Source organism: Candidatus Dormiibacterota bacterium, assembly GCA_035532835.1.
In the GTDB taxonomy this organism is placed as follows: domain Bacteria; phylum Vulcanimicrobiota; class Vulcanimicrobiia; order Vulcanimicrobiales; family Vulcanimicrobiaceae; genus DAHUXY01.
Genome location: DATKQG010000086.1, coordinates 1 through 22,700, shown reverse-complemented (window position 1 = coordinate 22,700; position 22,700 = coordinate 1). Strand labels below are relative to the sequence as shown.

The window sequence follows — 22,700 nt, the reverse complement described above, 5'->3', positions numbered from 1 at the left end:
ATAGGGTTTGACTATTCGGGCTTCGACCGCCTTCCTGGCGGGGCCGTGGAGGGGTGCAGTATGTTTCGGAACATCGTTGTCGCGACCGACGCCTCAGAGGCTTCGCACCAGGCGCTGGCATTGGCGATCGGCCTTGCGAAAGAGGGCGGCGGCAAACTGGTGCTGGTGACCGTCATCGATCTTTCGACACTCTTAGCGCTCTCCGGTTACGAGTCGCCCTATCCGGTCGACGCCATTAAAAGCATGCGGGATGAGGGCCAAGCCAGTCTCGACGCGGGCGTCGCGGCTGCCGCGAAAGACGGCGTCACCGCTTCCACGGTAGTTGGAGAGGGCGATCCGAGCGACGAGATTCTCCGCATCGCAAAAGAGCAGCAGGCCGACTTAATTTGCATCGGCACGCACGGCCGTAAGGGCTTGGCGCGCCTCTTTCTCGGAAGCGTTGCCGAGGGCGTCCTGCGACGCGCGGAGGCTCCCGTGCTCGTCACGCGGCCGCGCACGCCATGAGCGCCTCAACGTTGCCGCGCATCCTCATTCTCGGGGCGGGATTCGCCGGCCATACCGCGGCGCTCCATCTCTCCCACTTGGTGAGCGGAAAAGCCGAGGTCACGGTGGTTGCTCCGGGCAATCGCTTTACGTGGTTCCCAAGCTTAATTTGGGTCGGCACGGGGACGATGTCGGAGGAAGCCGTGCAATTCGAGCTCGCGCCCGTGTACGAGAAGCTGGGCTTCGAATACGTGAACGCGCGCGCGCAAACGATCGCGCCGGACGACCGGTGGGTTGAGGTGCAGTCGGCGGACGGCCAGACGCGCAGGATTGCATACGATTATCTCATCAACGCCACGGGCCCGTATTTGAATTTCGAGGGAACGCCGGGCCTGGGGCCGGCCGCGGGCCACACCCAGAGCGTCTGTTCCGTCGATCACGCGGTGGCCGCTCGGGCCGCATACATCGAGAGCATCGCGCGGATGCGTAAAGGCCAGCGCCAACGTTTGGTGATCGGCGTCGGACATCCGGCGGCGACGTGCGAGGGCGCCGCGTTCGAGTATCTAATGAACGTCGACGCCGATTTGCGCAATCGCGGCCTGCGGGACAAGGCCGACTTAGTCTGGCTGAGCAACGAGCCGGAACCCGGCGATTTCGGCGTCGACGGCGTCGAGGCGCGCAAGCACGGCGCGGTCGTAACGGGCGCCGCGTTGGTGCGAGGACTCTTCGACGAATCGCACGTGCGAACGCTGATGGCCGCCGGTGTGACTAATGTCGAATCCGGACGCCTGACGTACGATCAGATCGGCGTGGACCCGACCACGCTGGACTTCGATTTCGCGATGCTCATACCGCAATTTCGCGGCATACCATTGAAATATATCGATAAACTGGGGGCCGATATTACGGCGGCGATGACGCTGCCCAGCGGTTTTATGCGCGTCGACGCCGATTACGCGTCGAAGACCTACGACGAATATCGTGCCGCGGATTGGCCGGCAACGTATCGCTCACCACTCTACCCGAACGTCTACGCCGTCGGTATCGCGTTCGCTCCGCCGCACCCGCTCTCAAAGGGGAAAAAATCCAATGCCGGTACCGCAATCGTTGCGACGGCTCCCCGCACGGGCATGGCGGCCGGAATCATGGGTCGCACGGCTGCCTACAATGTCGCAGATCAAATAGAAGGCCGCGAGCCCACGCACCACGCGCGGATGAGCGAGATGCCGGCGGCGTGCATCGCCTCGATGGGGCATTCGCTGTGGAACGGATCGGCGGCATCGATCGTCATGGTTCCGGTGGCGCGCGACTTCGAGCGGTACCCACAGTACGGGCGCGATCTCAACCTCTGCGATCTCGATGTGGGATTGGCGGGGGCCTGGACGAAGCGCCTCCTGCACGAAACGTTCATGTGGAAGCTCCAGGCCAAACCCGGCTGGCGCATGATTCCGGAGTAAGATATGAGTACTTTCAGCCGACGTTTCATTCCATATCAGTTGTGGCGTTTTATCGTCATCAACGCAAAGATGTACGCGATAGCGCGCGGCTGGGTCGGGCCGGAGCACTAGAGTGGACCGGGCGCGCGCGGTCGTTCCGCTCGATTGCTCCGAGGCGGAAGCGGAGCGCCTTCTGCCGCGTTATTTTGCGGCGCACCGCGATGCGAGCGGAAAGACACTACTGCGTCTGCGGCTTCCACTCGGCGACTTCGGCATTCCCGGGAAATTAGACGTATCGCGCGCGGTCGTCGCGCGTATTTGCAAGCGGCGGGACGAACAGAACCTGAACGATGAGTTCGGAATCCATTGGAAGCCCGAGGACGGCGGCCCGTTCCCCGAATTCTCCGGCCGGCTAACGATCTGGAGTGAAGAAGATCCCGAACGCTCGTTCTTGGAAATAGATGGCACCTACGAACCACCTTTGGGTACGGTCGTTGGTGCGGCTTTTGACGCAGCCGTGGGGCGTTCGATCGCGGTGCACACCGCGCAGGCTCTGCTCGATGATATTCGGGCCGGAATCGATATGCTTCGTCACGATGCGCTCTGAGCCGAATCCTCGCTGATTCTTCCCGACTCGTTCCCCTTTATGCGATACTCTACGCCAGGAAGGTGCGCGCCTTGCGCACGGCCCCAAAATTGGAGAATGGAACATATGTTTAAATCGATCGGCGTTGCCTTAGCATCTCTGGTATTCGCACTGGGACTAGGGGTATCCGCCGCAGCTCCGGTGGCAGCCCACCCGAGTATCGACATCGTAGCTTCTAACTGGAAGTTTACACCCGGAACCGTTACGGCCCACCTAAACGAGCCGACGACCCTGCGCCTGACCTCTAGCGGAGGAGTGCACGGGATTCAGTCGGACGAGCTTGGGATTCCCAGCACCACCATCATGCCGGGAAAATTCGTGACGGTCACGTTTACGCCTAAGAAACTCGGCACTTACCAGGTTCATTGCGCTGTCTTTTGCGGAGCCGGCCACGCTGACATGGTGTTGGTCGTCAAGGTCGTTCAATGATTGGGCGACCGCTACGGCTTGCAGTCGCTTCGATTGCGGGTACGCTGCTGCTCGTGGCGGGGATGGGTGCTCGTAATGCGAGCGCCATGCCCATCTTCGCCAAGGCCTACGGCGTACAATGTAGCGTCTGTCACACTTTAGTCCCAGCGCTCAATGCCTACGGGCGCTACGTACAACGGACGGGATACGCGTCGCTCAATCGCGACGTCCTAAAAACCGTAGATCCGATTTGGATCGGCGAGCAAATCAACGGCGATAGTGCCGGAGGCGTGAACGCCAACCAGCCGACCTACACGAATTCCGTCGGAAACCTCGCCATCCACGCCGCGGGTTACGCGGCGCCGGATTGGACGTATCACGTTCAACAGTGGTTGATCTCAAGCGATCAGACGGGTGGAACGCTGGATACGGCGTGGATCACATACAACAACTTGTTTCACCGCGACGGCCATTTGTTTCTAGGCAAAATCGAAGCACCGGGCCCATCGCCGTTTAGCCAGTGGTTCGATCTATCGCCCATCGCCACGCCCGAAATCACGGTTGGCGAGCATGCCTATCAACTCGACGGGAATCGTTGGGGCGCGAAATTGGGCTACACCCATAAGTCCATCAATGCGGAAGCCGGGTGGCTTTTGAGCGGGAACGGCTGGCTGGGGAGTGCCGACTTCGACACGGTCCCAGGCACCGACAAGACGTTCCAATGGAAACTTGCCGATGCTAGGCCCGACCAACCGCTGGAATTCGGCGCGTACGGTAGCTCGGGGAGTTACATCGTATCCACCGGAGACGTCGATCGATATACATCGCTCGCCGGCTACTTGCAGCGCGATCCGCAATCGCACGGAGTTCCCGGTGTCCTGGCGATGTACCAGGTAGCGAACGACACGAATCCGGGCCTCGACCTCATCGGCAATCAGTTGCCGGCGGCGCGGAGCCGCGCGATGAGCGCCGAAATATACGAGCCCGTGTTCAAAGGGAACGCCGTGATCGGTTTACGCGACGAGTACACCGATGACGGGCTTGGAAATGTGCTCCATTACGGCAACGTCGACTTTGCCTTCAACGTCCCCGGGCTGCAATATCTGCACGGGTACATCGAAGCGGGGTTGGGAGCTCACTCGGCTTCGCCGAACGGAGGACCCGACTGGCGTTACACCCTATGGTGGAGCACGCCGATCGGTAACTAGGTCCAATAAAACCCCCGGCACCCAGCGGTATCGGGGGTTTTCATTCCTCAGATCTTCCTGCGCGGCACGTACGATCGATCCATGTTGGGCGAATTAAGCCGCGAGCAAATAGAAGATATGCTGCTTACCAACGTCGTCGGAAGAATTGGCTGTCATGCGTTCGGTCGCACGTATGTAGTACCCGTCACCTACGTATATGAGGCGGGCATCATTTACGGGCACGGACGCCTCGGTATGAAGTTTCACATGATGCGAGAGAATCCGCGCGTCTGTTTCGAGGTCGATATGATGGACGGCTTCGCGGATTGGCAGAGTGTGATCGCCTGGGGCATCTTTAGCGAGATGCACGGCGACGCGGCTGTCCAGGCACTAGATCTTCTCGCTCGCGGTGTCGAGAGACGCCTGGAAGGGCCGCCGGGCGAAACCGTTCACCCGAGCCGCACCATGGAAGCCTCGATCGTGTACCGCATCGAACTGCAAGAAAAGACCGGCCGCTACGAGCGCCGAGTATAAAGGTGAATAGATGAAGGCGATGACCGACCCCATGTACGATCGTGCTCCGCGCATCGTGATTTGGGAGATGACTCGCGCGTGCCCACTCTCATGCCGGCACTGTCGGGCGGAAGCCATTCCACGTCGCGATCCGAACGAATTGACGACGGCGCAGGCGTTCCGACTCGTGGAAGATGTCGCGGCGTGCGATCATCCGCTGTTCGTTTTGACCGGGGGCGACCCGCTCATGCGTGACGATATTTATAAGATCATCGAGTACGGAAGCGGACTCAATCTCTCGATGTCCGTCGCTCCAGCGGCGAGCGGACGGCTTACGCGCGAGACGATGCGTCACCTTGCAAGTGCCGGTACGCGGCGAATATCCCTAAGCCTCGATGCTCCGGATGCGCAGGCGCACGATGCGTTTCGCGGCGTCCAGGGTTCGTATCGGCGAACGATGGAAGCTCTTGCGAACGCGCGCGATTACGGCATCAGCGTTCAGGTCAATTCGACCGTAACGAAGCAGAATCGCTCGCGTCTGCGCGAATTTGAAGCCGTCCTGGCGCCGTTCGACATCGCCTTGTGGAGCCTATTCTTCGTACTGCCGGTAGGGCGCGCCGGGCTGGATATGTGTCTCGATCCGGCCGACGTCGATGCAGCCTTTGCCGATATTCATGCCGTTGCCGCGAGCGCGCCGTTCGCGGTAAAAACGACCGAAGCGCCGCACTATCGCCGATACGCGCTGCAGCACGAGATCGTGCCGCCGCGCGATCGTGAGACCGAGCCAAAACACCCGCCGTTGCGTTTTCCGGGCATCGGCGACGGCCGAGGATTCGTCTTCGTCTCTCATCACGGCGACATTCAGCCCAGCGGGTTTCTCTCGGAGGCCGTCGGTAACGTTCTACAGCATTCCCTACTGGATATCTACCGCGATCATCCGGTCATGCGCAGGCTGAGGCGGCCGGAAACGTTCGAAGGCAAGTGCGGGCTCTGCGAGTTCGGTCGCATCTGCGGCGGCTCTCGCGCCAGAGCGTATACGACCTCCGGCAATCCTTTCGCAAGCGATCCGAGCTGCTCGTATCGGCCGCAAGCTGCATCGGCACTGGCATAGAGTTACCAGTCGGGGCGGAGCATGTGCTCCTTTCCGAACGAGACGTTGATGTATGCCGCAACGCGATCGAGAAGCCGCTCTAGGGTCCTACGGGCGACCTGACGCCCCAGTATGGCATCGAGCACCCTGCCGACGATGCCGAAGGGCGGCGTATAATGCCCCTGGATATGGATCGTCGTGCAAATCCCGTTTGGGCGGGCGGTAATAAGCCCCCGAAAGCGCGGTAACGGAAGCGGTCCGTGGACGTGCCACTCGACAACCAGAGCGTCGTGATCGCGGGTCGGATCGGTGAGGTCGCGCGTCGAAACGACTTGGGACTCGACTTCCAGCGACACGTAGGAAAATGGCCCGACTCGGACTCGACTCGCGGCGTAGAAGCGCTGGATTAACGGGATGGCCTGGGTAAACGGACAGTAAACGTCGCGGGTGGCGTGAAGCGTCGGCATGGTGGGCCTTTCGCTGGATAGAAGTCCAAGTATATCTGCGGCTCTCCAACTTGGTAGTGAACGATGTGTGAAGATGTTGCGAAGAGAGCATTCTTCGCTTTATCTTCGAAGGCCGCTATGCTGGCGGCACGATGATCGCTCATTATGACGCCATAAGCCCGACCCTCGATCTACCGGAGTGGGCTTGCGCGAGCCATTTTACGGATGTTGAGGCCCCGGCCGCCGAGCATGCTTTTTTGCGCGCGTGCCGCGGAGAATCGACGCCGTTTACTCCGGTATGGCTCATGCGGCAAGCGGGCCGCTACCTACCGGAGTATCGGCGCGTACGCGAGCGGCTTTCCTTTCTCGATCTCTGCCGCGACTCGCAAACCGCCGCGGAAGTGACGGTGGGGACCGTCCGCAAGCTCGGCGTAGACGCGGCCATTATCTTTGCCGATATTTTGCTGCCGCTCTTGCCGATGGGACTGGGCCTGGAATTTGCCAAAGGCGAGGGTCCGCACATAGAACGTCCGATTCGCGGGATCGCGGATATCGAACGGCTTCCGAACGTGAGCGTCGCGGAGACTTTAGCGTTCGTAGGTGAGACGATCGCCCTCACGCAGGCGGAACTGCGGGGAAGCGTACCTGTTATCGGATTCGCAGGGGCGCCTTTTACCGTTGCTTCGTATGCGATTGAGGGCGGTTCGTCACGCAATTTTACCGAAACCAAAAAGCTGATGTACCGCGAACCGCGCGTTTGGCACGGTTTGATGGCATACATGACGGAGCTCACGTCGGCGTACCTGCGCATGCAGATCGATGCCGGTGCCGATGCGGTGCAGCTCTTCGATAGTTGGGTCGGCTGTCTTTCGCCCGGAGATTACGTCGACTACGTCTTGCCGTACACGCAGCAGGTGATCGCATCGGTGCGATCGAGCGTACCGGTCATCTACTTCGGAACGATGACTGCCGGTTTGCTGGACGTCATCCGGATGACGGGAGCGGACGTCGTCGGCGTGGATTGGCGCGTCGATTTGGATGAGGCTCGCGATCGGCTGGGCGAGAACGTCGGCATCCAGGGAAACTTCGACCCGGTAAAACTCTTCGCCGAGCCTGCCGAGATACGCAAGGGCGCGCGCGAGATTCTCGCCCGAATGGACGGGCAGCCCGGACATATCTTTAACCTCGGCCACGGCGTGTTGCCTGGAACGCCGGTCGATAACGTGCTCGCTCTGGTCGACGCCGTGCACGCCTACGGTCGAAGATGAGCGCAGTCGCTACCACCCGGTACGATGCGGTCGTCCTATTAGGGTTCGGCGGCCCGACGAATACCGCCGAAATTCGCCCATTTCTCGACCGCGTGTTGGCGGGACGGCCGGTTCCGCCTTCCCGCTACGAAGAGGTCGTGCGGCATTATTTCGATATCGGCGGCGTGTCGCCGTATAACGAGTTCACGCGACGGCAGGCCGTCGGCGTACAGCGCGCGCTACGCGAATACGGCGTGGATACGCCCGTTGTGGTGGCGTACCGCCACGCCGAACCGTTCATTTCGGACGTGATGCAGTCGCTCGCGCGCGAAAATGCGCGACGGATCTGCGCGATTCCGTTGGCTCCGCATCAGAGCGCCGCGAGTTGGGATGCCTACGTTCGGAGCGCGCAAGACGCTCTCGAAAGCATCGGCGGTGCGCCGATCGTCGACTACATCGATCCTTTTTTTGACCATCCTTCGTTTATCGGCGCCCATGCCGATCGCCTCGATGATGCCCGCGCGCATTTGGGCGGAGAGGACGCGCACGATGCGGCGATCGTGTTCACCGCGCATAGCATTCCGGTGGCGACGCCGGGTGCCGACCTCTACGTGCGGCAATTGCGAAAAACGGGCGAGGAGATCGCCGCGGAGACGGGGATCGCACGATGGGAAATCGCGTACCAAAGCCGCAGCGGTTCGCCGCGCGAGCCGTGGCTCGGCCCGGACGTTCGCGACGTCATGCGCGGATTACCCGAGCGTGGAATCGGCGCGGCGATCGTCGCGCCGATCGGATTCCTTTGCGATCACGTCGAGGTGCTATACGATCTCGATATCGATGTAAAAACGATCGCGCAAAGCGTCGGCGTACGGATGCAGCGAGCGACGGCCGTGAACGACCATCCGGGGTTTACTCGCATGCTTGCCGAGTTGACGCTGGAGCGCGCACAACGCGCGCCCGGTAGCGAGGGAGCTTGATGGCGGCGCGGCGCATAGCGGTGATCGGCGGCGGCATCAGCGGCCTCGCGGCAGCCTATCGTTGCCGAGAATTGGCGCGGGAGCGCGGACGCGACGTCGAGATCACCGTGTTCGAGCGTGCGTCGCGAGTCGGCGGCTGCATCGCGACGCGGTACGACGAGGGCTGCGTGCTGGAGATGGGGCCGGATTCGTTGATAACCGAGAAGCCCGCGGCGTTAGATCTCATCGGTCGGCTCGGCCTTGCGGACGAGGTGCGGCCGATGCTGACGGAGTACCGCGGGGCGCGCGTCGTGCGAGCGGGACGGCTCGTGCCGATACCGGACGATTTCCGGCTCTTCACGCCGATGTCGCTTGCGGCGCTCGTCGGCAGCCGCCTCTTCACGCCGTTCGGCATCCTGCGGGCGGCATTGGAACCGTTCGTGCCGGCCGCGGCATCGGCGCGCGACGAGAGTTTGGGCTCGTTCGTTTCCAGGCGTTTCGGACGTGAAATTCTCGAACGCTTGGCACAACCTTTGATCGGCGGCATCTACTCCGGCGATCCGTCGCGCTTGAGCATGCAGGCCACGCTGCCGCAATTCCTCGCAATGGAGCGCAAGCACGGCAGCCTCGTTCGCGCGATGCAGGCGATGGCGCGAAACCAGCCACCGAGTGCGGCCCCCCGCATGGTGAGCCTGCGTGGCGGGCTTGGATCGCTGGTCGCATCGCTCGAGCGCGAGCTTGCTGGAACGGTGCGCACGTCGAGCGAGGTCACGGAATTGCGACGAGGTATCGACGGATGGAAAGTCGGCTTGGCGGATGGTTCCAATGCCGATGTCGATGCGGTGATTTGTGCGCTTCCGGCGCATGCGGCCGCGCCGCTTTTCGAACCGTTTGCACCGCAAACGGCAAACCTGCTGCGCTCCATCGCCTATCACTCGGTTGCGACGGTCACCATGGCCTTTACCACCGCCGATATTCCGCCGTTGCCGCGCTGCACCGGTTTCGTAGTGCCGCAGATCGAGGGGCGGCGAGTCATGGCGACAACGTTCTCGAGCCAGAAGTACGTCAATCGCGCGCCGGAAGGCACGACAATTCTGCGGGCATTCGTGGGGGGCGCGATGCAATCCGAGGTGCTGCAACTCGAGGATCGCGACCTCGTCGCAGCGGTGCGTGACGAATTCCGGGAATTGCTCGGGATCGCGGGGCCTGCGAATTGGTCGATCGTTCATCGCCATCCCGAAGCGTTGCCGGAGTATTCGGTCGGTCATACCGGCGTGATCGGCGAGATCGAACGTTCGGTAACGGCGATCGGCAGCATCGCGCTTGCGGGGTCGGCGTATCGCGGTGCGGGCATAGCGGATTGTGTCGCGAGCGCGGAACGGGCGGCCCTAGCGGTCGTCGATTCGTTGGAAGGCGCCTATCTAGGGGTCGCCTAATGTGCGCGCTGTGGATGCAGATCGTGGCGCGTTAAGGTCCTCCGGGGACGCCGTTCCGGTTCTTGCGCTTGCGCTTGCGTCTGCGGCCCAAGCACGCTGTCGGCTCCGCGGGGACGAATTAGCCTTCGCTCGTTCGTTCGTTTCGGCGGTTTCGGCGATGGATGCGGCGGATCGGGCGTATCGTACGGCGATCGAGCGCGAATTGCCCCGCAAGGCGGCCCATGCATTGCTTGAGGCGATGGCCGGCTTTCGCGCAGAGGTCGTCCTGGTGCGGAACCGGGCACGCGCCGAACTGGCCCAGATGTATGCCGGAAGCGGCCGCACGTACGGGCCTTTCGACCCGCTCGACACCTTCGTCCCCCCGCCGATTGGGCTCTCGCACGTCGACGGAACCCGGTCGGCGACGATAGCCGATGCGGCGCGCTCGCGGGTGGACGATATGCGCGCTCGCGTCAATGAGCGCATCGTTCGCGAGTTGAACGACGTGCAGATCGCGCTCCTCATTGGCGCAAAACGCCAACGGCTGCGGGCGTTTGAGGACGCAGTGAGTTCGTCGCTACTCGACGGGCTCCCAGCGGGGACGGTCGGCGGGCCGGAATTCGACCGCCTCGCCGCTCAACTCGCCCAACTGGCGGACGGTTGGTACTAAGGCCGGCGGAGAGCCGAGGGCATCCCTGTGAAAACTGTCTCATTTGATACAGACCAATGAGCCCGTTTTTCTTAAACTTGGCGCAGAATAGAGGGTGCCTTTGAGGGTTTATAAGGTTTGTGGTGCTTGCTTCTTCGGGGAACTCGATATGACGAGCGCGGCTGTCTTGGAACGAGGATTGATCCCGCTCGTAGAGGCGTCCATCGCAACGATCGATCTTAGCGGTGTCGGGTTTGCGGATTCCACGCTGATCAACGCGGTGGCTTGCCTGCTGCGCCGGCGTGAGGCGCAATCCGGTAATAGCACGTGTCTCCACATCATCGGGGCGCGCCCTTCGATCGTTCGGCTCTTTCGCATCACGCATCTCGACACGCACGTGGAATTTTACGACGTGCCGGAGACAGACGCGCGTCTTCCCCTCGTGCGATCCGCCGGCAGAAAGCTCGGAGCGAGGGCGACCGTCCACTCGCAGACGCAAATGTTGTACGTTGGTGAGCGGACCCAGGCAGCGCCGCTGATCTTTCGCGGACGGTATTTCGATGGTCAATAGTTTGCACGGAGGATTTTACGACAGCCGTCGATACTTTGAGCTGGACGACGAACTTGCGGCAATCACGCCGCACAGCGACGTGGTGATCGATATGGCAACGACCGAATACCTGGATGCGTCGTCGGTTAGCCTGCTCATTCGACATCTTGGAGTATGGAGACGGCAGAAGCCTGGGACGCAGCTCCGATTAATTAACGTGCGGCCGGAACTTGCGGAAGCCATGCGCGCAACGAAGCTCGACACGTTGTTCTTTATCAATTGAAACGGGCCGGCTCTGCGAGCCACCGGGAAAGATGCGTATATGGCATGGCAGTTTGCGTCGGAGGATGCCGAGACCGCCTTGGGATCTCGGGACGATTTCGTCGCCGCGCTGCATCTGCAAGTCGGCGCACCTATCGATGAGTTTGCCGCGAAAGTACTCTACACGGAAGTCGTTGCAAATACGGTGCGGCATGCGCCGGGAGCCATTCGCATCGTTTTAGAAGCCCGCGATGACGCGCATTGGCTGTGCGTGTTCGACGAAGGGCCGCCGTTCGACTGGGCGCCCGAGCTTCCCGTCGATCTGTACGGCGAAGGAGGCAGGGGAATGTTTCTTATCGATCGTTATTCGGATTGCGTTGCGGTCGAGCGGCTAGCTGCGGGCGGTAACGCCGTACGTATCAAGCTTAATCCCGGTGCGCACGCGCCCCTGATCCGGAATGAATCCCGGGGCACCTGACGAGCGCCTCGTTTTTTGCTCGGCATTCGAATCGAGAGCTTAAGGGCGGACTTGCCTGGGTACGATGTCGAGTATGGATAAGAAGCATGCGAAGATCGACCACCTTGAGAGCGACGAGCGCAAGGAGGAGCTGCGAGAAGCGGTTATTAGCGCCGATGCGACGGGTTTGATAGCGGGCGAGGAACTCATTACGCAGGCCGAAACGATGCTGCCGATCAGTTCGCAAGAGCAACGGAAGTAGGGAAAATAGCGTCGTAGCGGAGCGTCGTTTGTTCGGTCACGCGGACGCCTGCGGTTGGAATATGCGGGCGCAGTACGCCGTCGTGCATCAGATGCTCGACGGTTACGCCATGCAGAAGAAGCGCCGCATCGGAGATGAGCCGGCGATGGCAACGCCACCAGAGCGTTTCGGAGCACATGATGGCGGTACGTGAGGTAAGGAGCTGGCCGAGCAATGTTTGCAGCGCGGCGGCGAATGGGGCCGTTTCCATGTAATCGGCGTAGGCGCGAAACGACGGGTGGCGAAGCGCGACGTTAGGGCTCGCCCGGTTAGCTTTACGAAATCCCCCAAGGGCGGGTTCCCAACGATATGAGCTGCCGCTTTCTTCGGGAATCCAGCGTTCCAGCTCTTCTCGCCAGAAGTGCGGATGCCGACGGCTCTTCGGAACCGTTCGAACGTCGACGACCGATTCAATACCCGCACCGCGGATCAGCGCGGCGATCTCGCCCGCACTCGCGGTTCCATGGCCTAACGTCAATAGCGTGGGTTCCACGCGATCTAATTTCCGAGAGCGTTGCCGGTATACTGCAAATCGCCCCCCAGTGCGACGAGAACATTTCGAGACCGAGAATCGCAGTTAGCCCTCTTGGGTTACGACGGGCGCGGCTTTCCTCAAGATAAACGGCCGCGCGAGCTGGAGGGCGAGCGCTCCGTAGGCCACCAAAGCAACGACCGAAGCGATATGTGTGTACGGCCGATAGATCCATGCGAGACCGGCCAGCGTCCAAGTACAAAGAATGAAATAGCCAAGCCTGGAATTGTTCATCTCGCGTAGCGAAGGGACGTTCCGCGCACCCTCGCGCCGCGAACGTGCGATCCACAAGATGAACGGAACGATGCGCTGTAAGTAGCCGATAATAGCGGTCCCGATAAAGAGCCACAGCAGGAGTTCGACCGCCGGAGCGACCATGCCGAAGGCGTAACAAAGCGCGGCTGCGAGCGCTGCCGCGGAACCGAGAGCGCTATAGGCAAAGGTCTCTCGCTGGTAGGCCGGATTTCTCGTGCGGCCGATGGCGATGAGTTCGGCACCGAATAGTACCGCGAGTGCGACCGCGGCCAAGCCGCCGAGAATATTTCCCGAAGCAAGAGCTGCGGCGACGATAGTTGAGCCGATGGCGACCGGCAGGGCGCGAGGCTCGCGATTTACGCGTTCGAACATGCGTAATAGGCGGAATGTGATCGCAGTAATAATCGTTACGAAAAAGCCGACGAGTCCGAAAGCCGCGTGATAGCGTATCAGCCAACCGGCCGGAAAACCGCGGTACAGTAACTCGGCCATCCAGGAGCCGATCGCCACCGTCGCGCAGAGCCATAACAGGGCGAGCAGCGATCCCCGGACGGGGATCGGCGGCTTCCCGCGCATGGCCGTAGCTATCAACACGAGTAATTCGATTCCAAGTCCGCTGAGTGCGAGCGCTCCGCCGGTACGGACCAATGCAAACGCGCCTTCTTGGAATCCTAGAACGATGCATACGGTACCGGCCGTAGCGATACCGGCGTGCACGATCGCGAGGTGCTGGAACTGCAACGGCGCCATGGCCACCACCGGGACGAATTGATAAAGCAAACCCAGCGCCACCATCAAAAAGACCCCTACGGCGAGTGCGTGAAGCAGCGCCAAGGGTGCGACGGTACCGACGAGCGTCCAAACGGTCGTAGAGACGAGCGTTAGGAGCGCTATCGACACGAAAAGCAGCGGGATGTGCGGCGGGGGGATCGTTGCGCTTGCATCTTTTGTCGCTAGCAGGGAATGCACGAGGTTGCTGATTGCCCGTTTGAAGTGCGATAGGCTGGGGCCGGAAACACTCGGTTGGCGCAAGACGTTCTACGCTTGTCCAGCACATACTATAGGGGTGCTATGCATAAAAAGACATCTCCGCCCGGCGAACTCGACCTACGCGTTATCGAACCTCGCTTTAAGCATTCTACCATATACGATCGTCTCGATAAATTGGCCCCCGGTCAATCGTTGGTGATCGTGAACGACCACGACCCTCGCCCGCTACGCTATCAACTCGATGCGGAGCACCGGGATACATTTCAGTGGTTGTATCTGGAACAGGGCCCCGAAACGTGGCGAGTCGAAATCAAGAAGTACAAATAGAAAGTGTTCCCAAGCATCGGCGCGCGACCAATCGAAGATACGATGTACGACCACGCGCCTCGTATTGTCATCTGGGAGATGACCCGTGCGTGCGCGCTAGCCTGCCGGCATTGCCGGGCTGAGGCGATCCCACGGCGCGATCCCCTCGAGTTAACGACAATGGAAGCCTTCAAATTGGTGGATGACGTTTACGCATGCGATCGGCCCGTGTTCGTCTTGACCGGGGGCGACCCGTTAATGCGCGATGATATTTATGAAATTGTCGAGTATGGCACATCGCTAAACATTCCGATGTCCGTTTCTCCGAGTGCGACGGGACGGCTGACAAGAGCGGCAGTTACGCGGCTTGCGACGGCCGGGGTCCGGCGTATTTCGCTAAGCCTCGATGCGCCGGATGCCCAGGCGCACGATGCGTTTCGTGGAGTTGTCGGCTCTTTTAAGCGTACGATCGAAGGCATAGGCTATGCGCTCGACTGCGGCATTGGCGTCCAGATCAACACCACCGTGGCACAACATAATCGGCTGCGCTTGCTCGAGTTTGAAGAAGTGCTCGGACCCTTTGGAATAGCGCTCTGGAGCCTGTTCTTCGTGTTGCCGGTTGGGCGTGCCGCAGAAGACATGTGTTTGACCGCGGACCAGACCGAAGCCGCCTTTGGCGATATTTATTCAATCGCTTCCCGTGCAGCCTTCGATGTAAAGGCGACGGAAGCGCCGCACTACCGCCGATTCGCGATACAACACTCTTCCGATATCCGAGCGGCAGGGCGTGCCGTACGGCTGGGGTCCCGCGAGCGCTTCGCTGGAATCGGCGACGGACGAGGATTTGTCTTCGTTTCTCATCACGGGGACATACAGCCGAGCGGATTTCTTCCGCTACCGGTCGGAAACGTAAGGGAACAAAATCTACTCGACGTGTATCGCGACCATCCGATTATGCAACGCCTTCGTGAGCCCCACGCTTTCGATGGGAAGTGTGGGGCTTGCGAATATAACGTGATATGTGGCGGATCGCGCGCACGTGCTTACGCGGCCTCGAGAAACCCCTTCGGTAGCGATGCTAGTTGCGAGCATATACCGGCCGCCTATGCTCGTCACGTACCATGACTCGTACCACGTACCACCATGCCGGCCGTCATGCCATTCTATTGATCCGTCTTGGCTGCTTGTGTGAGCTTGGCTCTATCGAGGCGAACGATGTGGCCGGCGTGCCGCTCGAGGGCATACGCAGCTTCTAACTCGGCGAGGGCGCGGCTTACGACTTCCTTTACGGTGCCCGCTCGCATCGCGATTTCGCTTTGCGTTAGCGACGGCAGGGGCGGGAGCGCCTCCGACATGCCGCTCGCCGGTTGAGCGTAAGACAGAAGAGCCTGAGCCACGCGGGCCGTCGTCGACTGTGAGAGATGCGCTGCGAAGTGATCGATGACGATACGAAAGTGCTGTGCCGCCGCCATCCCCAGGCCATGCAAGACGCTAGGAAAGCGCTCGATGACCGAACGGATATGTTCGATCGGCAAAAGAAGAACGATCGTGTCGGCGGTAACCGCAGCGAAGCGCAGCGGAGTGTGCCCGCCGTCGAGAAGCGCAATCTCACCGAAGACGTCGTTCGGCAAGATCTCAAACATCGTCTGCTCGCGACCCATCGATGTAGCGAGCGTCGCTTGAACGATGCCTCGCTCTACGATGCCGATGTACGGCCAATGGACTGCTTGATCCGCAATCGCGTGGTTGCGTTTCACGCCGACGCGACGCGCGTGGTACGCTAAATGATCCAAGGTCTCCGAATTGAGGTGTTGCAGGAGCGGGCTACGGGCTAGGGTTGCCGAGACGGGCGAATGCGTCGATCCGATGCTGAGTTGACGGAGTCGAACCTCCCATCGGCCATCTCCCATGTGCCGCTGGGCCCATTGATGCGTATCCGGTCGCTTATGCTCGAACTCGGCCCGGAGGGGGCGCGGTTCGTGGTCGGAAATGAGCACCAAGGTCCTCTCAGGCGCCAGCGCGTCAAACAGCGCAAAGATTTTCGGATGCCTTTGCGGCGGGGCGAGGGTTCGAACGTCGAGTCGTACTTCGTCCATGAGGAGATGCTCCTTGTCTGAGCCGAATGCGAACCACGGTTGCTTACGACCGGTAGTGCCTTCGCTACAGTATCAACGGTAGGCCTATCTGGAAACGGGTGCCGACTAAAGAAAAGGAAGATGTAGTTGTAATATCCTTCCTGCATCGCGCGAAGCGTCGCGGGAGCGAAGCCAGGATAGACGAGCCGGTGGAGGTGGTCATTGGAGAGCAATATGGTTCTGGAAATATTCGTCGGGGTGGCCGGCCTAGCGATCGTGCTCATGGTCTGGCTCGCGAATTATCGTTCGGCCGAGCCTATCTCGCAGTCCGAAGTCTCGGCCGCCGGATATGCTATCCGGCGTTACTGGTTTTGGTTTACCCTTGTCGTTGCCGTTGTCGTGTTCGCGGTGACCATTCCGCAGTTTCCGTACCAGAAAGCGCGTGCCGACGAAAATGCTCGACATTATCCGGTCGTCGCGCAGCAGTATAGTTTTGCGATGCCCTCGACCGTGCCGTTGAATACGCCGGTCGTTTTCGATGTCACCTCGAAAGACGTAAACCACGGATTCGGCATTTACGCGCCGGATGGCCGCATTTTCAGTCAGGTACAGGCGATGCCCGATTACGTGAACCATCTCGCCCTGGTGTTCACCATTCCAGGCCACTACACGGTGCGATGCTTGGAATATTGCGGTATAGCTCACGCTGCCATGCAAGGAGGCTTCGACGTTAAATGAGCGGCATCGTTGCGATAGATAACCCCGTCGGCAAACGGGTAATGTGGACCTACATTGCGACAGGGCTCGCGATTTTTCTCTTAATGGTTCTCGTGGGCATCGCTATGCGTGCCTCCCAGGCCGGATGGCTAACGATCGATCCGGGGACGTTCTACTCTCTCTTGAGCCTTCACGGCGTCGGCATGATCACCGCTATGGCGATCGCCGGCCTGGGTATCTTATGGTATCTGGTCAGCCGCTATGCCAAGATGAACGCGGGTGTTGCCTATCTCGCGTTCGGATTCTTTCTCGCAGGCGTCGTCTGCGTGATCGTTAGCGTAGTGCCGGGGCACTATGGCGCGCTTTGGACCATGCTCTATCCGTTGCCGTTTACCGGGACGTATTGGCCGAGTTGGGCTACCGGATCGTGGTTGATCGGTAACAGCCTGGTTATGATCGGCTTTATGATCTGGTGCGCCCAGATATTGGGGGCGCTGCTGGAGCGATTCGGTGGAATCCGCGGCGTGCTCGCTATCGATTACGTCTTTAGAAATCGTGCGTTCATTGCGAGCGGGCAAGAGCCCCCGCCGCCCGAGATGTTTGCGGCGGCGATTACCGCGATTGACGGATTCATCGGAGGCACCGCGGGGCTCCTAATCGTCATTGCGATGATCGTGCATTGGATCGACCCTACCGTAGCGATCAATCCGCTGTGGGCGAAGAACCTGATCTATCAATTCGGACATACGTTTGCCAACCTAACGATGTATATGGCCGTCGCGGGAGTGTATGTCGGGCTGCCGATGTGCACCAAGCGCGAATACCACACATCGGTCCCGCTGGCGGTTGCGTGGTGGGGGACGCTCACGTTCGTGATCATCGCGTATTTCCACCACCTGTATATGGATTTCGCGCAGGTGCAAATCGTGCAATACATCGGCGAGATCTCGTCGTATCTGGCCGCGATTCCGGTCGTCGTAGTAACCGTGTATGGCGGCGTGATGCTGGTCCACCGTTCGGGGATGAAGTGGAGCCTCGGGTCGATGTTCCTCTTCGCCGGCATGATCGGCTGGGTGGTCGGCGGCTCGGCTGCAGTCTTGGATGCGACCATTCCGATTAACGTCGATCTGCACAACACCCTATGGGTACCAGGACACTTCCATACCTATCTATTGGAAGGCGTTCTACTCTTCGTCATGGGATGGGCGTTCGTGAGCTTGGAACAGCGTGCGGGCACGGCGTCCAACCTCGTCATGCGATGGCTGATAGGTCTGGGAATGTTCGGTGGGGGCGCACTGTTCCTAATGCCGTTTTACATGGCAGGGGCGGCCGGCGTACCGCGGCGGTATGCCAGCGAGCCCGCGCCCGGCCCATATTTCGCAGGCATCGCTACGATCGGCGCGGTCATTCTGCTGATTGGATTTCTCCTGGCCGTCTTCGAGGCGTTGCGTTTAGCGCGGCTGAAGAGAGCGGGAGCCGTGGCATGAAAAACATGCGTCTGGTTGCCGGCGGGCTTCTCGGATTGACGATCGTCGCAGCTCTCGTGCCGCTCTTTCTCGGCTCCGTCGATCTTCCGACCGCACAACATCACTTGCTTCACGCTGCCCTGATTGCGGGCGCCCTGATTTCAGCCTTGCTGTTCGCTGCGCCGTCGCACAAAACCGGGGCCGCACATTATGGGTGGTTGCTCGTCGCGATTCTCTCTCCGGTTGCCGTTATGATGTTGATGTGGCCTTCTGAATATGCATGGTTCGAACGGCATCCGGGGGGACACGTTCTCGAGCACCTGAGCATCATCGGGTTCGCGTTCGCCACGGGTTACGCGGGGCAACGGTACGCCGCGGGGATCGGCTGGGTGACCGGCTTAAGCTTGCTCTTCATGGCGATAGCTTCGGCGTGGGGCTTCGGTGTGGCACCGGCGGCGACCGGCGCGTTAGCCGCAAACGTTCCAGCGCGCTCCGCCGTTGCAAGCGATGCGGGGAGCAACTCCGGGCCCCCCAATGTCGTACGCGGTGCCGCCCTGTTTTCACAGAACTGTGCCGTATGTCACGGCGTCCAAGGAGCCGGAGGGGAAGGCCCGTCATTAAAAGGTGAAAAGACGCGCAAGAATTTGCAGCAGGCTCAGCAGTGGATTATGAATCCGGGCGCGCCGATGCCGAAACTCTTTCCCGGAACGCTTTCCCGCGCCGACGTTCGCGATGTAGCTGCCTACGTCGAAACGTTGTGAAGGTGTCCGCGCGACGCCACTGGATACCGCCGGGCGCATTGATCTTTGCCCAAGTCGCTCACGGCGTGTCGTGGATACTCCTAGCGATAATTGCCGCGAGCGCGGGTATCGCGGTCGTGAATGGTGCCGGCCTAGCTTGGATACACACGGTCGCCCTGGGCTGGCTTACGATGGCTGCGCTAGGTATCCTGATCCACGTCGTTCCGGGGTTCACCGACGTCCGATGGCTAAGAGAGCGTACCGTTCGGTTCACGCTGCTCCCCTTCGGGGCGGGAATAGTGTGCTTCGTGGCCGGCTGGTTCCTTTCTCCGCTCGTCGTGTTGGCCGGCGCCGTACTGATGGCTGTAGCTTTTTTGGGCTACTACTTCATTGCCGTTTTTACGTTGCGCCACGCTGCCGAGGCGGGTAAGACTGAATCCGCCATCGGGCGCGCGTTAACGATTAATCTCTCCTTTTTCCTGGTGGTGTTGCTGATAGGCGTCGCGATGGCGGGTAGCCTCGCAGGCGGCCGGTACTCGGCGCTCTTGGCGCGGTTGCCCGCCGTTCACGCGGAACTAGCGCTCTACGGGTGGTTTACCATGCTCGTTTATGGCGTGTCGGCACGAACGATGCGCCCGATCTGCGGCGTGCTTTCACGGAATCGCTGGATGCACGTCGTCGTGGCCTCGTCGGTATTGCTCGGACCCATCCTCGTGGCGATCGGCATAGGTGCGGACATCCGCTCTGTTGCGTGGCTGGGCGCGATCGTCCTAGGGGCCGGCGCCCTCTGCTACTCGTTCGATACGCTCGATATCGTGCGTCGCGCGACCGTACGTCATCGTCCGCCACAAGCGTTCGTCGTTGCGTCCGTCGTATGGCTTACCGTCGCGACGTTGCTTGGATTCGGATTGTTGCTTGGCGAGCCGTGGGCGAGCGCTTACGTGTTCGTCATGCTGATAGGCTGGATCGGGCAAATGGTCAACGCGCATTTTCTGCATATCGGCGTGCGTCTTATCGCGACGGTTATTCGCGGGGATGACGATGAGACGCGACCCGCGGCATTGCTCGACGCGCGACTTTCGTGGCTTGCGTTCGCGGCGATGCAACTGGCCATAGCTCTTTGTTGCTATGGGCTTTTGGTTAACGCCGCGAGCGCCGTGGGCTCCGGCGCTGCGATCGGTCTTATTGCGTGGATGGCGTTGGCTGCGAACGCGATCGTGGCCGCGCGGCGCGCTTGGACAAGCGATGAAGTACCCCTATAGCACGATCCGTCTCTCCGTGCTTCGCCGTTCCGCCCTTTGTGAGGCTGGGGCGGTAGCGGAGGCAAGGCCCACGCGCTCGAAAACGTATCGACGCGGGTCAATTTGCCATGAATCGTCGGATGCCAGAGGAGCGCCTTGTTGCATGGAACTCATTGAAAATCTCGATCAGGCTTTCGTGCGCGATCTGCAACCGCTAGCGGAATCGGATCAGTTTGCTATCTACGCAGTCGGCGAGGAGACGTATTTGCTGGTGCATCGACACGCCGGGACACCATGGACGGGCGTAACGTTCTCCGGAGACGGCCTCTTTCGCGTCGGTTCGCTCATGGTCGATGCAATGCGCCACGTCTATCGTGACCTTGCCTCGAATCTTTCCCCCAACAAGCGCACAGCCGAATAAATGAGCGGCGCAACCGATGTCGCGACTAGCAGTAGCGGACGCCAAAGCCGACCTCGCCGATCTAGAAATTGAGGTCGCTAAGGCCGGGATGCTCCGCCGGCCTCGGCTTGGATCGATCCCAGTGATACTTTCGATCGGATTCCCGTATCGGCAGATCGTTGATGCTGGCATAACGCTGCCGCATCAGGCCTCGTTCGTCGAACCGCCAATTCTCATTTCCGTACGAGCGGAACCAGTTTCCTTGCTCGTCGTGCCACTCGTAAGCAAAGCGGACCGCGATGCGTTCGTCGGTGAACGCCCACAGTTCTTTGATGAGCCGATACTCTAGTTCCTTACTCCATTTTCGCTTTAGGAACGTAACGATTGCCGGGCGTCCCTGAAAGAACTCATCGCGATTGCGCCAACGGCTGTCTTCCGTATAGGCCAATGCCACGCGTTCGGGATCGCAGGAATTCCAGCCGTCTTCCGCGCCGCGTACTTTCTGGATCGCGGTTTCAAGGGTAAAGGGGGGCAGGGGTGGACGTACGTCGGACATGGTATGCTCTCCCATCCTTTTTCGGTTGGTCGCCGGGCTTTCGTCTTTGAGTACATACCCGTGTTAGGAGTGCCCATCGCTATAGTAGCGCGCGTTGATCTCGACATACGATTCCCATTTCGGCGGCACGTCCGGCTCGGCGTATATCGCCTCGACCGGGCAGGCCGACACGCAGGCGCCGCAATCGATGCAGATGGCAGGATCGATGTACAGCATCGGGTCGCTTTCCTCCCCGTGGATGCAGTCGACCGGGCATACGTCGACGCAGGAACGATCCTTGGTATCGACGCAGGGTTCCGTAATCACGTATGGCATACGTTAACGATAGCAGTAGAGAGCATCGGGGTAACTGCCCCAGGTCGCTTGAACCGTCGGACAAATGTCGCGGATGTTCCTGCTCGATCGCGGAAGTACCATGAGCGTGCTTAGAGACTTCAAAGCGGACCTTTTTAAGGCGCTGGCCCATCCGATACGGATTATGATCCTGGATGCGTTGCGCGATGGCGAGATGCCGGTGCGCGGCATTCAAGAGCGGCTTGGGATCGAGCAATCGACGATCTCGCAGCATTTGGCGGCACTGCGATCGAGCGAGCTCGTGCTTGCGAGGCGCGAGGGAACGTCGATCTATTATGGCGTCGCCGACCCGGCCATTTGGGAGCTTTTGGACATCGCACGCGAGATCTACGAGCGGCAGTTGCACGCCAACCGGAGGATGTTCGAAGCCCTCGGCTAAGCGGTCGGGCGCCAGAAAACCAGCTTGCATTAGTATATTAGAATATGCTAATATATGCTGGCAATGCGGCATTTTAAGGCCGAATTCTTCAAGATTCTGGCCCATCCCACCCGAATTCGAATTCTCGACGCGCTACGCGAGGTGCCGCTTACCGTAGCCGAATTGCAGGAATCTCTCGCGCTCGAGCAACCGAACGTTTCGCAGCACCTCGCGGTCTTGCGGGCAAAGGGCTTTGTGGAGAGCACGCGCGAGGGCACCTCGGTGCGCTATGCGATCGCCGATGCGGCGATTCTCCAGTTGCTCGATACGGCTCGCGATATTTACGATCGGCAACTCTCGAGCAATCGAGCCCACTTCGAGGCGACGCGTTAACGCATGACGCCGACGCGGATTTGGGCTTTTGCTTTGCTGCTCGGCGCGGCGATTCTGGCGTTGCTGCCCGTCGTGATCCCGTTCCATTGCGCGCTCGTCCCCGTGGTAGCCGGCGCGTTGCTTCGCATCGACGTCGGGTCGTCGCTGCCGGCGGCGCCGTTCCTCATCATCAACGCCGTCGTTTCGATTGCGGTCGCGATATGGGGCTTGAAGCGGGGATCGCCGTCGGACGGCATGCGCTTAGCACTGTTCAGCGCGGCAATGACCGGTGT

At 60.4% G+C, this 22,700-nt stretch carries 31 protein-coding genes and 1 pseudogene; 25 read left to right on the top strand and 7 right to left on the bottom strand.

Features of this window, described 5'->3' with window-relative positions; translation table 11 throughout:
- Positions 1 to 60: 60 nt before the first annotated feature.
- The 7 genes from VMW12_10615 to VMW12_10585 all read left to right on the top strand — a co-directional run bounded on the left by VMW12_10615 (position 61) and on the right by VMW12_10585 (position 5,784).
- Positions 61 to 504 carry a universal stress protein gene (locus tag VMW12_10615; GenBank protein ID HUZ50166.1) on the top strand — a complete coding sequence of 148 codons (444 nt, stop codon included), beginning with the start codon at positions 61 to 63 and terminating at the stop codon, positions 502 to 504.
- Complete coding sequence (locus VMW12_10610) at positions 501 to 1,940, top strand: FAD-dependent oxidoreductase (protein HUZ50165.1); 1,440 nt, start codon at positions 501 to 503, stop codon at positions 1,938 to 1,940. Before VMW12_10615 ends, VMW12_10610 begins: the two co-directional genes overlap by 4 nt.
- Positions 1,941 to 2,052: 112 nt before the next feature.
- Positions 2,053 to 2,526: a hypothetical protein gene (locus VMW12_10605; protein ID HUZ50164.1), complete on the top strand. Its 474-nt coding sequence runs from the start codon at positions 2,053 to 2,055 to the stop codon at positions 2,524 to 2,526.
- 96 nt (positions 2,527 to 2,622) lie between these two features.
- Positions 2,623 to 2,994: a cupredoxin domain-containing protein gene (locus VMW12_10600; protein HUZ50163.1), complete on the top strand. Its 372-nt coding sequence runs from the start codon at positions 2,623 to 2,625 to the stop codon at positions 2,992 to 2,994.
- Complete coding sequence (locus tag VMW12_10595) at positions 2,991 to 4,181, top strand: hypothetical protein (GenBank protein ID HUZ50162.1); 1,191 nt, start codon at positions 2,991 to 2,993, stop codon at positions 4,179 to 4,181. The genes VMW12_10600 and VMW12_10595 overlap by 4 nt, the downstream gene beginning before the upstream one ends.
- 81 nt (positions 4,182 to 4,262) lie before the next feature.
- Positions 4,263 to 4,694 carry a pyridoxamine 5'-phosphate oxidase family protein gene (locus VMW12_10590; protein HUZ50161.1) on the top strand — a complete coding sequence of 144 codons (432 nt, stop codon included), beginning with the start codon at positions 4,263 to 4,265 and terminating at the stop codon, positions 4,692 to 4,694.
- A gap of 10 nt (positions 4,695 to 4,704) precedes the next feature.
- Positions 4,705 to 5,784, top strand: coding sequence for a TIGR04053 family radical SAM/SPASM domain-containing protein (locus VMW12_10585; protein ID HUZ50160.1), 1,080 nt, complete (start codon positions 4,705 to 4,707; stop codon positions 5,782 to 5,784).
- Between the two features lie 2 nt (positions 5,785 to 5,786).
- Here the strand turns inward: VMW12_10585 and VMW12_10580 are convergent, their stop codons facing one another.
- The gene (locus VMW12_10580) at positions 5,787 to 6,230 is read right to left on the bottom strand and encodes a hypothetical protein (GenBank protein HUZ50159.1); all 444 of its coding nucleotides are present in this window, start codon (positions 6,228 to 6,230) and stop codon (positions 5,787 to 5,789) included.
- Positions 6,231 to 6,361: 131 nt separating this feature from the next.
- Between VMW12_10580 and hemE the strand changes: the two genes are divergently transcribed.
- From hemE to VMW12_10540, 8 genes are all read left to right on the top strand, one after another.
- Positions 6,362 to 7,477 carry a uroporphyrinogen decarboxylase gene (gene hemE, locus VMW12_10575; protein ID HUZ50158.1) on the top strand — a complete coding sequence of 372 codons (1,116 nt, stop codon included), beginning with the start codon at positions 6,362 to 6,364 and terminating at the stop codon, positions 7,475 to 7,477.
- A complete protein-coding gene (hemH, locus tag VMW12_10570; GenBank protein HUZ50157.1) occupies positions 7,474 to 8,433 on the top strand; it encodes a ferrochelatase in 960 nt (319 codons plus the stop codon). Before hemE ends, hemH begins: the two co-directional genes overlap by 4 nt.
- Entirely contained in the window at positions 8,433 to 9,848 is a 1,416-nt protein-coding gene (gene hemG, locus VMW12_10565) for a protoporphyrinogen oxidase (protein HUZ50156.1), read from the top strand. The genes hemH and hemG overlap by 1 nt, the downstream gene beginning before the upstream one ends.
- 10 nt (positions 9,849 to 9,858) lie before the next feature.
- Positions 9,859 to 10,497, top strand: a complete 639-nt coding sequence (locus VMW12_10560) for a hypothetical protein (GenBank protein HUZ50155.1) — start codon at positions 9,859 to 9,861, stop codon at positions 10,495 to 10,497.
- 148 nt (positions 10,498 to 10,645) lie between these two features.
- Positions 10,646 to 11,047 carry an STAS domain-containing protein gene (locus tag VMW12_10555; protein HUZ50154.1) on the top strand — a complete coding sequence of 134 codons (402 nt, stop codon included), beginning with the start codon at positions 10,646 to 10,648 and terminating at the stop codon, positions 11,045 to 11,047.
- Positions 11,037 to 11,309, top strand: coding sequence for an STAS domain-containing protein (locus VMW12_10550; GenBank protein HUZ50153.1), 273 nt, complete (start codon positions 11,037 to 11,039; stop codon positions 11,307 to 11,309). Before VMW12_10555 ends, VMW12_10550 begins: the two co-directional genes overlap by 11 nt.
- A gap of 39 nt (positions 11,310 to 11,348) precedes the next feature.
- Positions 11,349 to 11,765, top strand: coding sequence for an ATP-binding protein (locus tag VMW12_10545; GenBank protein ID HUZ50152.1), 417 nt, complete (start codon positions 11,349 to 11,351; stop codon positions 11,763 to 11,765).
- 64 nt (positions 11,766 to 11,829) lie between these two features.
- Positions 11,830 to 12,006, top strand: a complete 177-nt coding sequence (locus VMW12_10540; GenBank protein HUZ50151.1) for a hypothetical protein — start codon at positions 11,830 to 11,832, stop codon at positions 12,004 to 12,006.
- Here the strand turns inward: VMW12_10540 and VMW12_10535 are convergent.
- Together VMW12_10535 and VMW12_10530 are read right to left on the bottom strand one after the other, a co-directional pair.
- Positions 11,981 to 12,538, bottom strand: coding sequence for a DUF488 domain-containing protein (locus tag VMW12_10535; protein HUZ50150.1), 558 nt, complete (start codon positions 12,536 to 12,538; stop codon positions 11,981 to 11,983). The genes VMW12_10540 and VMW12_10535 overlap by 26 nt on opposite strands.
- Positions 12,539 to 12,622: 84 nt before the next feature.
- Entirely contained in the window at positions 12,623 to 13,801 is a 1,179-nt protein-coding gene (locus VMW12_10530; GenBank protein HUZ50149.1) for a hypothetical protein, read from the bottom strand.
- A 102-nt stretch (positions 13,802 to 13,903) separates the two neighbouring features.
- On the opposite strand from VMW12_10530, the gene VMW12_10525 reads away from it, so the two are divergent.
- Complete coding sequence (locus VMW12_10525; protein ID HUZ50148.1) at positions 13,904 to 14,149, top strand: DUF2249 domain-containing protein; 246 nt, start codon at positions 13,904 to 13,906, stop codon at positions 14,147 to 14,149.
- A gap of 42 nt (positions 14,150 to 14,191) precedes the next feature.
- Positions 14,192 to 15,253: a TIGR04053 family radical SAM/SPASM domain-containing protein gene (locus VMW12_10520; protein HUZ50147.1), complete on the top strand. Its 1,062-nt coding sequence runs from the start codon at positions 14,192 to 14,194 to the stop codon at positions 15,251 to 15,253.
- Positions 15,254 to 15,291: 38 nt separating this feature from the next.
- Here VMW12_10520 and VMW12_10515 read toward each other — a convergent pair whose 3' ends face one another.
- Positions 15,292 to 15,921, bottom strand: coding sequence for a Crp/Fnr family transcriptional regulator (locus VMW12_10515; protein ID HUZ50146.1), 630 nt, complete (start codon positions 15,919 to 15,921; stop codon positions 15,292 to 15,294).
- Between the two features lie 96 nt (positions 15,922 to 16,017).
- Positions 16,018 to 16,224, bottom strand: a pseudogene (locus VMW12_10510) (DUF2249 domain-containing protein).
- 213 nt (positions 16,225 to 16,437) lie between these two features.
- Here VMW12_10510 and VMW12_10505 point away from each other — a divergent pair.
- The 5 genes from VMW12_10505 to VMW12_10485 all read left to right on the top strand — a co-directional run bounded on the left by VMW12_10505 (position 16,438) and on the right by VMW12_10485 (position 20,788).
- Positions 16,438 to 16,941 (top strand): hypothetical protein, encoded by a 504-nt coding sequence (locus tag VMW12_10505; protein HUZ50145.1) that lies wholly within the window; start codon positions 16,438 to 16,440, stop codon positions 16,939 to 16,941.
- Positions 16,938 to 18,407 (top strand): cbb3-type cytochrome c oxidase subunit I, encoded by a 1,470-nt coding sequence (locus VMW12_10500; protein ID HUZ50144.1) that lies wholly within the window; start codon positions 16,938 to 16,940, stop codon positions 18,405 to 18,407. Before VMW12_10505 ends, VMW12_10500 begins: the two co-directional genes overlap by 4 nt.
- A complete protein-coding gene (locus tag VMW12_10495) occupies positions 18,404 to 19,147 on the top strand; it encodes a cytochrome c (protein ID HUZ50143.1) in 744 nt (247 codons plus the stop codon). The genes VMW12_10500 and VMW12_10495 overlap by 4 nt, the downstream gene beginning before the upstream one ends.
- A gap of 2 nt (positions 19,148 to 19,149) precedes the next feature.
- On the top strand, positions 19,150 to 20,388 hold the full coding sequence (locus VMW12_10490; GenBank protein ID HUZ50142.1) for a hypothetical protein: 1,239 nt from the start codon (positions 19,150 to 19,152) through the stop codon (positions 20,386 to 20,388).
- Positions 20,389 to 20,530: 142 nt separating this feature from the next.
- Complete coding sequence (locus VMW12_10485; GenBank protein HUZ50141.1) at positions 20,531 to 20,788, top strand: hypothetical protein; 258 nt, start codon at positions 20,531 to 20,533, stop codon at positions 20,786 to 20,788.
- A gap of 61 nt (positions 20,789 to 20,849) precedes the next feature.
- On the opposite strand, the gene VMW12_10480 is transcribed toward VMW12_10485, so the two are convergent.
- Positions 20,850 to 21,323: a nuclear transport factor 2 family protein gene (locus VMW12_10480; protein ID HUZ50140.1), complete on the bottom strand. Its 474-nt coding sequence runs from the start codon at positions 21,321 to 21,323 to the stop codon at positions 20,850 to 20,852.
- A gap of 63 nt (positions 21,324 to 21,386) precedes the next feature.
- The gene (locus VMW12_10475) at positions 21,387 to 21,638 is read right to left on the bottom strand and encodes a ferredoxin family protein (GenBank protein ID HUZ50139.1); all 252 of its coding nucleotides are present in this window, start codon (positions 21,636 to 21,638) and stop codon (positions 21,387 to 21,389) included.
- A 100-nt stretch (positions 21,639 to 21,738) separates the two neighbouring features.
- Here VMW12_10475 and VMW12_10470 point away from each other — a divergent pair, with 100 nt between their 5' ends.
- From VMW12_10470 to VMW12_10460, 3 genes are all read left to right on the top strand, one after another.
- Positions 21,739 to 22,056 (top strand): metalloregulator ArsR/SmtB family transcription factor, encoded by a 318-nt coding sequence (locus VMW12_10470; protein HUZ50138.1) that lies wholly within the window; start codon positions 21,739 to 21,741, stop codon positions 22,054 to 22,056.
- Between the two features lie 63 nt (positions 22,057 to 22,119).
- Complete coding sequence (locus VMW12_10465) at positions 22,120 to 22,428, top strand: metalloregulator ArsR/SmtB family transcription factor (protein HUZ50137.1); 309 nt, start codon at positions 22,120 to 22,122, stop codon at positions 22,426 to 22,428.
- 3 nt (positions 22,429 to 22,431) lie between these two features.
- The coding region (locus tag VMW12_10460) for a hypothetical protein (GenBank protein ID HUZ50136.1) at positions 22,432 to 22,700 on the top strand (269 nt) is incomplete at its 3' end.

Bases quoted from the DNA above. Each gene is read 5' to 3' on its own strand.
- VMW12_10615 (HUZ50166.1), top strand. From the start codon at position 61: ATGTTTCGGAACATCGTTGTCGCGACCGACGCCTCAGAGGCTTCGCAC.
- VMW12_10610 (HUZ50165.1), top strand. From the start codon at position 501: ATGAGCGCCTCAACGTTGCCGCGCATCCTCATTCTCGGGGCGGGATTC.
- VMW12_10600 (HUZ50163.1), top strand. From the start codon at position 2,623: ATGGAACATATGTTTAAATCGATCGGCGTTGCCTTAGCATCTCTGGTA.
- VMW12_10595 (HUZ50162.1), top strand. From the start codon at position 2,991: ATGATTGGGCGACCGCTACGGCTTGCAGTCGCTTCGATTGCGGGTACG.
- VMW12_10590 (HUZ50161.1), top strand. From the start codon at position 4,263: ATGTTGGGCGAATTAAGCCGCGAGCAAATAGAAGATATGCTGCTTACC.
- VMW12_10585 (HUZ50160.1), top strand. From the start codon at position 4,705: ATGAAGGCGATGACCGACCCCATGTACGATCGTGCTCCGCGCATCGTG.
- VMW12_10580 (HUZ50159.1), bottom strand. From the start codon at position 6,230: ATGCCGACGCTTCACGCCACCCGCGACGTTTACTGTCCGTTTACCCAG.
- hemE (HUZ50158.1), top strand. From the start codon at position 6,362: ATGATCGCTCATTATGACGCCATAAGCCCGACCCTCGATCTACCGGAG.
- hemH (HUZ50157.1), top strand. From the start codon at position 7,474: ATGAGCGCAGTCGCTACCACCCGGTACGATGCGGTCGTCCTATTAGGG.
- hemG (HUZ50156.1), top strand. From the start codon at position 8,433: ATGGCGGCGCGGCGCATAGCGGTGATCGGCGGCGGCATCAGCGGCCTC.
- VMW12_10555 (HUZ50154.1), top strand. From the start codon at position 10,646: ATGACGAGCGCGGCTGTCTTGGAACGAGGATTGATCCCGCTCGTAGAG.
- VMW12_10550 (HUZ50153.1), top strand. From the start codon at position 11,037: ATGGTCAATAGTTTGCACGGAGGATTTTACGACAGCCGTCGATACTTT.
- VMW12_10545 (HUZ50152.1), top strand. From the start codon at position 11,349: ATGGCATGGCAGTTTGCGTCGGAGGATGCCGAGACCGCCTTGGGATCT.
- VMW12_10540 (HUZ50151.1), top strand. From the start codon at position 11,830: ATGTCGAGTATGGATAAGAAGCATGCGAAGATCGACCACCTTGAGAGC.
- VMW12_10525 (HUZ50148.1), top strand. From the start codon at position 13,904: ATGCATAAAAAGACATCTCCGCCCGGCGAACTCGACCTACGCGTTATC.
- VMW12_10520 (HUZ50147.1), top strand. From the start codon at position 14,192: ATGTACGACCACGCGCCTCGTATTGTCATCTGGGAGATGACCCGTGCG.
- VMW12_10505 (HUZ50145.1), top strand. From the start codon at position 16,438: ATGGTTCTGGAAATATTCGTCGGGGTGGCCGGCCTAGCGATCGTGCTC.
- VMW12_10500 (HUZ50144.1), top strand. From the start codon at position 16,938: ATGAGCGGCATCGTTGCGATAGATAACCCCGTCGGCAAACGGGTAATG.
- VMW12_10495 (HUZ50143.1), top strand. From the start codon at position 18,404: ATGAAAAACATGCGTCTGGTTGCCGGCGGGCTTCTCGGATTGACGATC.
- VMW12_10485 (HUZ50141.1), top strand. From the start codon at position 20,531: ATGGAACTCATTGAAAATCTCGATCAGGCTTTCGTGCGCGATCTGCAA.
- VMW12_10480 (HUZ50140.1), bottom strand. From the start codon at position 21,323: ATGTCCGACGTACGTCCACCCCTGCCCCCCTTTACCCTTGAAACCGCG.
- VMW12_10475 (HUZ50139.1), bottom strand. From the start codon at position 21,638: ATGCCATACGTGATTACGGAACCCTGCGTCGATACCAAGGATCGTTCC.
- VMW12_10470 (HUZ50138.1), top strand. From the start codon at position 21,739: ATGAGCGTGCTTAGAGACTTCAAAGCGGACCTTTTTAAGGCGCTGGCC.
- VMW12_10465 (HUZ50137.1), top strand. From the start codon at position 22,120: ATGCGGCATTTTAAGGCCGAATTCTTCAAGATTCTGGCCCATCCCACC.